7 protein-coding genes are annotated in these 6,799 nt (G+C 46.4%); 3 read left to right on the forward strand and 4 right to left on the reverse strand.

Going from position 1 to position 6,799, the window contains the following annotated elements; all coding sequences use genetic code 11:
- Nucleotides 1-134, reverse strand: a 134-nt coding sequence (locus AC9UGD_RS05980; protein ID WP_509570918.1) for an Hsp70 family protein, incomplete at its 3' end; no start/stop codon positions are given.
- 163 nt (nucleotides 135-297) lie between these two features.
- Here AC9UGD_RS05980 and AC9UGD_RS05985 point away from each other — a divergent pair.
- Genes AC9UGD_RS05985 through AC9UGD_RS05995 form a run of 3 tightly spaced genes read left to right on the forward strand, consistent with a single transcriptional unit; the run spans nucleotide 298 to nucleotide 4,549 of the window.
- The gene (locus tag AC9UGD_RS05985) at nucleotides 298-2,343 is read left to right on the forward strand and encodes a (Fe-S)-binding protein (RefSeq protein WP_509570906.1); all 2,046 of its coding nucleotides are present in this window, start codon (nucleotides 298-300) and stop codon (nucleotides 2,341-2,343) included.
- Between the two features lie 56 nt (nucleotides 2,344-2,399).
- On the forward strand, nucleotides 2,400-3,113 hold the full coding sequence (locus tag AC9UGD_RS05990) for a response regulator transcription factor (protein WP_509570909.1): 714 nt from the start codon (nucleotides 2,400-2,402) through the stop codon (nucleotides 3,111-3,113).
- 2 nt (nucleotides 3,114-3,115) lie between these two features.
- A complete protein-coding gene (locus AC9UGD_RS05995) occupies nucleotides 3,116-4,549 on the forward strand; it encodes a sensor histidine kinase (RefSeq protein WP_509570912.1) in 1,434 nt (477 codons plus the stop codon).
- A gap of 12 nt (nucleotides 4,550-4,561) precedes the next feature.
- Here AC9UGD_RS05995 and AC9UGD_RS06000 read toward each other — a convergent pair whose 3' ends face one another.
- From AC9UGD_RS06000 to dcd, 3 genes are read right to left on the reverse strand one after another with little or no spacing between them, the layout of a single operon-like run.
- Nucleotides 4,562-5,461 (reverse strand): M48 family metallopeptidase, encoded by a 900-nt coding sequence (locus AC9UGD_RS06000; protein ID WP_509570913.1) that lies wholly within the window; start codon nucleotides 5,459-5,461, stop codon nucleotides 4,562-4,564.
- Nucleotides 5,462-5,471: 10 nt separating this feature from the next.
- Entirely contained in the window at nucleotides 5,472-6,026 is a 555-nt protein-coding gene (locus tag AC9UGD_RS06005; RefSeq protein ID WP_509570915.1) for a LemA family protein, read from the reverse strand.
- Between the two features lie 41 nt (nucleotides 6,027-6,067).
- Nucleotides 6,068-6,646, reverse strand: a complete 579-nt coding sequence (dcd, locus tag AC9UGD_RS06010; protein WP_506626448.1) for a dCTP deaminase — start codon at nucleotides 6,644-6,646, stop codon at nucleotides 6,068-6,070.
- Nucleotides 6,647-6,799 lie beyond the last annotated feature (153 nt).

Here is a 6,799-nt window from a genome sequence, read left to right on the forward strand (position 1 = left end):
TTTTTGGCGAATGCCACGATGGATGGGGTAGTGCGCGCACCTTCTGCGTTGGCGATAACCGTTGGCTCGCCACCTTCAAGGACAGATACGCAGCTGTTAGTTGTTCCGAGGTCGATTCCGACTGCTCTAGCCATTGTGTGTGCTCCTTTTATCCCGCTCGAGCCTGATTTAGGGTCGAGGCCTGTTGAACCTGAGTCGATCATACCCAAAAGGTTGAGTCGTGGCGACTCAGGTTTCCATCAGGTTGAACACATGAGGGTGTGTGAATATTCCCCGCTGCGGCCATAACCTGAGCCCATGAACCTCGCACTCGCAGGCCTTTCCTACGGCATCACCCTTGTTGCCCTCGTCCTTTTAACCATCCGCACTACATCACTGATTGGTATTTATAAAAAGGGTCAACCAGATCCAACGCGTAGCGATAACAAAGCGCAGCGTTTGCGTATGGCAGCTGGTGAAATCTTTGGTCATACAAAGATGTTCAACTTTACTGTTGTTGGTTTTGCGCACTGGTTTGTGATGGTCGGCTTTTTTGTTTTATTCGGAACCTTGGTCACCGCATACGGACAATTGATTGATCCACAGTTTGCACTGCCAATTATTGGTCACCTCTGGGTTTACGAGTACATCACCGAGCTGATTGCGTGGGCTACCGGTATTGGAATCGTGACATTGATTGGTATCCGACAAGTCACACGACTGCGTGATAAGCGTTCTCGTTTTGCTGGTTCCGGAAATGCAAAGGCGTACTACGTTGAATTTACGATTGTACTAATTGTTTTCTGCGTAATCGCCTTGCGCGGGTTAGAAGGTGCGCTCTCTGAAGAAACTGCGTGGAATCGCCATTACATCACCACCTGGTTTATTGCTTCTATGTTTAAGTCAATGACGCTGTCACAGCTAACTATGTGGATCCAAATTGTTGCAACCATCAAGATTGTTGGATCAATGGCCTGGTTCATTGTGATTGCAACCAACTTTACGATGGGTATCGCTTGGCACCGATTCTTGGCTCCGTTTAACATTTACTACCGCCGAAACGCTGATGGAAAATCATCATTGGGTGCATTGCCTCCGATGTTGTCTCATGGCGAAGAAATTAACTTTGAAGATCCAAAAGAAGATGATGTCTTTGGTTTAGGTACACGTGCCGACATATCCTGGAAGGGATTGTTGGATATGACATCGTGTACCGAATGTGGACGTTGCCAATCACAATGTCCCGCTTGGCATACTGAAAAACCATTGTCACCCAAGCTTTTAATCATGGCGATGCGCGATCACGCCTTTGCTAAAACCGTTGAAAATGAAGCACTTGTTGGGGAAAATTCACCAATTAGCTTGGATGTTTTGTGGTCGTGTACCACATGTGGTGCTTGTGTTAATGAGTGCCCAGTTGATATCGAACATATTGACCACATCGTTAACATGCGTCGTTTTCAAGTATTGGTTGAATCCGAATTTCCATCTGAACTTGGTGGAACATTTAGAAACCTTGAAAAGACCGGAAATCCGTGGGGTGCTAATCGCACAGATCGTGAAGCCTGGATTGCTGAATGTGATTTCCCAGTAAATGTCATTGAAGGTCAATTGCCAGAAGATGTCGAATACTTGTTCTGGGTTGGTTGTGCCGGTGCATACGAAGAACGCGCAAAGAAAACGACAAAGGCCGTTGCAGAACTTTTGTATATGGCGGGTGTGAACTTTGCAGTATTGGGCAAGAAGGAAACATGTACCGGTGATCCTGCACGTCGTGCCGGTAATGAGTTCTTGTATCAAATTCTTTCACGAGAAAATATTGAAACATTTAAAGAGACTTTTGGTGATCGGCCAAAGGGCAAAAAGAAAGTTGTTGTTACCTGCCCTCATTGCTTTACAACAATCGGTCGAGATTACGGACAACAAGGTTTTGAACTTGAGATGGTTCACCACACACAATTGCTCAATCAATTGCTGCGCGAAAAGCGTTTGATACCAATCAAGATGTCGCACACTGCAATGACTTATCATGATCCTTGCTACTTGGGTCGTCACAATGAGATTTACCAACCACCACGTGAGATTCTGGAAGCAACTGGCGCGGAATTAACTGAAATGCCACGCAACAAAGAACGATCATTTTGTTGTGGCGCTGGTGGAGGACGTATGTGGATGGAAGAAAAAATTGGCACACGCATCAATATCAACCGCGTTGAAGAAGCGATAAATACCGGTGCAACTGAATTAGCTGTTGCTTGTCCTTTCTGCCGCGTTATGACTTCCGATGGCATGAACGCCAAGGAGTCTGCTGTTGAAGTTTTAGATGTTGCTCAGGTACTGCTGCGCTCAGTCAAGCAAGATTAGGCGTAGTTTCACCCCGTTCTCAGCAAAGACTCAGGCTATGAGAGCATTCTCTAGCCATGACTACTACACAGGAAAAGAACTCCCAGCGCATTCTCGTCGTTGATGATGAATCAAGCATCAGCGAGTTAATTTCTACCAGCCTTCGATTTGTGGGCTTTGATGTCCGCACCGCAGCTAATGGTGCCGAAGCTCTACGTGTAGCAGAAGAGTTCAAGCCACATGCAATGGTGCTTGATGTCATGTTGCCTGATCTAGATGGTTTTGAAGTGTGTAAGAAGATTCGCAATGAAGGCGTCGATACCGGCGTGCTATTTCTTACAGCTAAAGATGGCATGGAAGACAAAGTTAAGGGTCTGACCCTTGGCGGCGATGATTACATGACAAAGCCATTTTCACTGGAAGAGCTTGTTGCTCGTCTGCGCGCACTTCTCCGTCGCACAGGTGTAGACCAGATTGAAATTGATGATGAAAGAATGCGCTTTGCTGATCTTGAATTAGATGAAGCAACACACGAGGTACGTCGCGCCGGCCAGCTACTTGATCTTTCACCAACTGAATTTGCGTTGCTGCGTTATTTAATTATCAATGCTGACCGCGTTGTTTCAAAAGCACAGATCCTTGATCACGTGTGGCAGTACGACTTCCGTGGTGACATGGGAATTGTCGAAACCTATATTTCCTATCTTCGCAAAAAGGTAGATTCATTTGATCCACCACTTATCCATACCGTGCGCGGAGTCGGCTATCGTTTACGAATGCCGCCTAAGTAGATATGGAAAGACCGCTTGCAAACTCAAGTTTACGTAATCGTTTAACGATTGGTGTTCTTGTACTTTCTGCAATTGGTTTTGTTGGTGCAGGTGTTGGTTCGCAAGCGTTATTACAAAATTATTTAATTCACCAAGTAGATGAACAGCTACTTAGTGTTGTTGCGGGTACCGCTGATCGCCTTGATCAAGCTGGTATCGCTCGCGATGATGATGACAGCCCTCAGACCGCGCGTGCTGCAACGCCACTTAATCGTGTTCCCACCTCTATCTCTGTGACTGTTTTAGATCCCTTTGGCAATCTAATAGGTGGAATCGGTGGCGACTTAAACTCAAACCAGGTCACTGACTATGTCAGAGGATTGTTGCCAGGTCAGGTGGCAGCCTTTGGATCCAAGCCATTTACCATCGAAGCACCCGGTGCTGATTTTCGTGTTGCAACCACTGTTTTGCCATCATCACTTGGTTCGGTAATTGTTGCTCAGTCCTTAAATGAATTTGATAAAACAACGCGTCAAATTGGTGTGGTCTTTTTAATTATCGGGGGATTTGTCCTTTTGTTTATTGCATTTGCATCACGCCAAGTTATTAAAGTAAGTATGAAACCACTTGAAAAGATGCAGGTAACTGCTGGGCAAATTGCTGCCGGGGATTTATCTGCACGTCTAGAAAACTTTGAGCCAGATACCGAAGTTGGGCGGTTAAGTACTTCACTCAACCAGATGCTTTCACGCATTGAAGAATCATTTGCTGCGCGTACTGAATCAGAAGAAAAACTGCGACGCTTTGTGGCAGATGCTAGTCACGAATTGCGCACTCCATTGACATCAATCCGTGGTTTTGCCGAGCTACACCGACAAGGCGCAGTACCTGACGGCGAAAAGACACGCGAACTGATAGCGCGTATTGAAAAGGAATCGATGCGCATGGGGTCTTTGGTTGAAGATCTATTGATGCTTGCGCGCATGGATCAATCACCTGAATTAGTAATGACAGATGTCGATCTTTCCACTCTGATTAAAGAAGCTGTTTCTTCAGCGCACGCTGCAGGTCCTGATCATCCAATTACTTCAGATATCGCCCATGATGTTCGTACAGTTGGTGATGCTGACAAGATCTATCAGGTTGTTACTAACTTGCTAGCAAATGCACGCGCGCATACTCCTGTGGGCACAGCGATTCATGTTGCTACTTATTCAACAGCAGATGGTTCATTTGTAACCGTTGCCGATAAAGGACCCGGGCTTTCAGCACAGGATCAAGCACATATCTTTGAACGGTTCTATCGCGTAGATACTTCGCGCCAGCGCAGCAGCAATGACGGCAGTGGTTTAGGGCTTTCTATTGTTGATGAGGTTATGAAGGCCCATGGAGGAACTGTTTCGGTGGTTTCAGAGCCAGGTAAGGGCGCAACATTTACGCTGCACTTCAAGAATTAACCCAGACTTTATTTAAGCTAGCGACTCCATTGATTTAAGAACCGCAATTCGCTCTGCAATCGGCGGGTGGGTAGAAAACAGTTTTGATACAGATTTTGAATCTAATGGTGATTCAATCCAAATATGGGCAACAGCGGTTGAGCGTTGCTGCACAACTGTTGAATCTGCGGCCAGTACTTCTAGTGCCGAACGAAGTCCTGCAGGATTTCGCGTAAAGGAAACAGCTGTGGCATCAGCTAAAGATTCACGCTTACGGGAAATTGCAGACTTAAGCATGACCGCAGCTAGTGGTGCCAGAATAAGAATGACTAAAGAAATAATTAGCATTAAAGGATTACCGCCGCCTTCGCGGTTGCGATCACGGCTACCACCAAAGAACATCATGCGGGTCAACATGTCAGAGACGATTGCGATCGCACCCGCAGTAGTTGCAGCAACAGCGCTGACCAATGTGTCGCGGTTAGCAACATGCGCCATTTCATGCGCAATAACACCTTGCAGTTGATCACGATCCATTGCATCCAAGATTCCAGTTGTAAATGCGATTAACGCATGCTCGGGATTTCGACCAGTTGCAAAGGCATTTGGCGCACTGTCAATAACTATTGCAACCTTAGGCATTGGTAAACCTGAAGCAATAATCACTTCTTGAATCAGATCAAATAACTTTGGATTATCTGACTCCTGAATCAACTTGGCACCAGTCATGGTTAATACCAATTTGTCAGATCCGTAATAGGAGCCCCATACAGAAACCAATGCAATACCAACAGCAATCGGAACGATGCCAGCGCCGGTGCCACCAAAGTAGGTAAGTGCTGCGTACACAACACACCACATAAGCACGCCCATGCCAACAAGCAGACCAATTGTTTTGCGGCGGTTAGCCGCTTGCATTGTTCTAAAGTTCATCTAGGTACTCTTAGTTAAAAGAGACGTTTGGAGCATTGCGATCTTCAGGATTTTCTACCTCATAAAATTCGCGCTCTGAAACCTTTGCTAGGCCTGCAAAGAAGCTACTAGGGATGGTTTTAACAGCGGTATTGAGTTCGCGCACATTGTCGTTATAGAACTGACGTGAGAATGCAACTTTGTTTTCAGTTGTCGCAAGTTCTTCTTGTAATGACAAAAAGTTTGTTGATGCCTTTAAATCTGGGTAAGCCTCGGCGACAGCTAACAATCCACGCAACGCTTGTGTAAGCATTCCATCAGCGGCTGCAGTGTCTGCAACAGTTGTTGCTGTTGTAGCTTTCGCGCGCGCTGTGACAACAGCATCGAATGTTGATTGTTCGTGCTTTGCATATCCCTTAACTGTTTCAACTAAGTTAGGAATCAAATCTGCGCGGCGCTTTAACTGAACCTCGATCTGTGCCCATGCTTCATCTACTGTGATGTTCAAGCGAACCAAACGGTTGTATTGAGCGATGATAAAGACAGCGATAAGAGCAACAATGCCTAGAACGATGATTGTTTTCATACCCAATTAAACCGCGCTTTCTGTCGGTTTATTTCCGACACTTAATTAATTTTGGATTTATGGAAGTTTAAAAATGAGCGGCTAGGCGTTGGGCCGCGTTGACCTTGATACCTAGAACCGTACTTCTCGCTGCCGTATGGATGCTCAGCGGGAGATGAGAGTTTGATGAGACATAGTTGCCCAATTTTCATGCCCGCAAACAACTTAACGGGCAGGTTGGCAACATTGGAAAGCTCAAGAGTGATGTGACCGCTAAATCCTGGATCAATAAAGCCAGCAGTTGAATGTGTGAGCAAGCCCAGACGACCTAGAGAAGACTTTCCTTCTAGGCGGCCTGCGATGTCATCGGGCAATGTGATTACTTCGTATGTGCTTGCCAAGACGAATTCACCTGGGTGCAAGATAAATGGCTCGTCGCCTTCGGCAACAACTTCGCGCGTTAGCTCTGGTTGTTCGATGGAAGGATCGATCACGCTGTACTTGTGGTTTTCAAAAACTCGGAAGAACTTGTCCAGGCGCACATCTACAGATGATGGCTGGATCATCGCCTCGTGGAAAGGCTCGCAGCCGACTCGGCCTGCTTCTATCTCTGCGCGGATATCGCGATCGCTAAGTAACACGGCGTGAGCCTATAGGAATGTGGGGGGTAGGCATGGGAGCGAAATACGCTCATAACCTTGCGTAAGTTACTGGTGGGTAGCACAATTACGCCATGAGCCATTACACAGCAAACCTTCGTGACATTGAATTCTGCCTCTTTGACCTATTGGGTC

This window comes from Candidatus Planktophila sp. (assembly GCF_044232745.1).
Taxonomy (GTDB): Bacteria; Actinomycetota; Actinomycetes; order Nanopelagicales; family Nanopelagicaceae; genus Planktophila.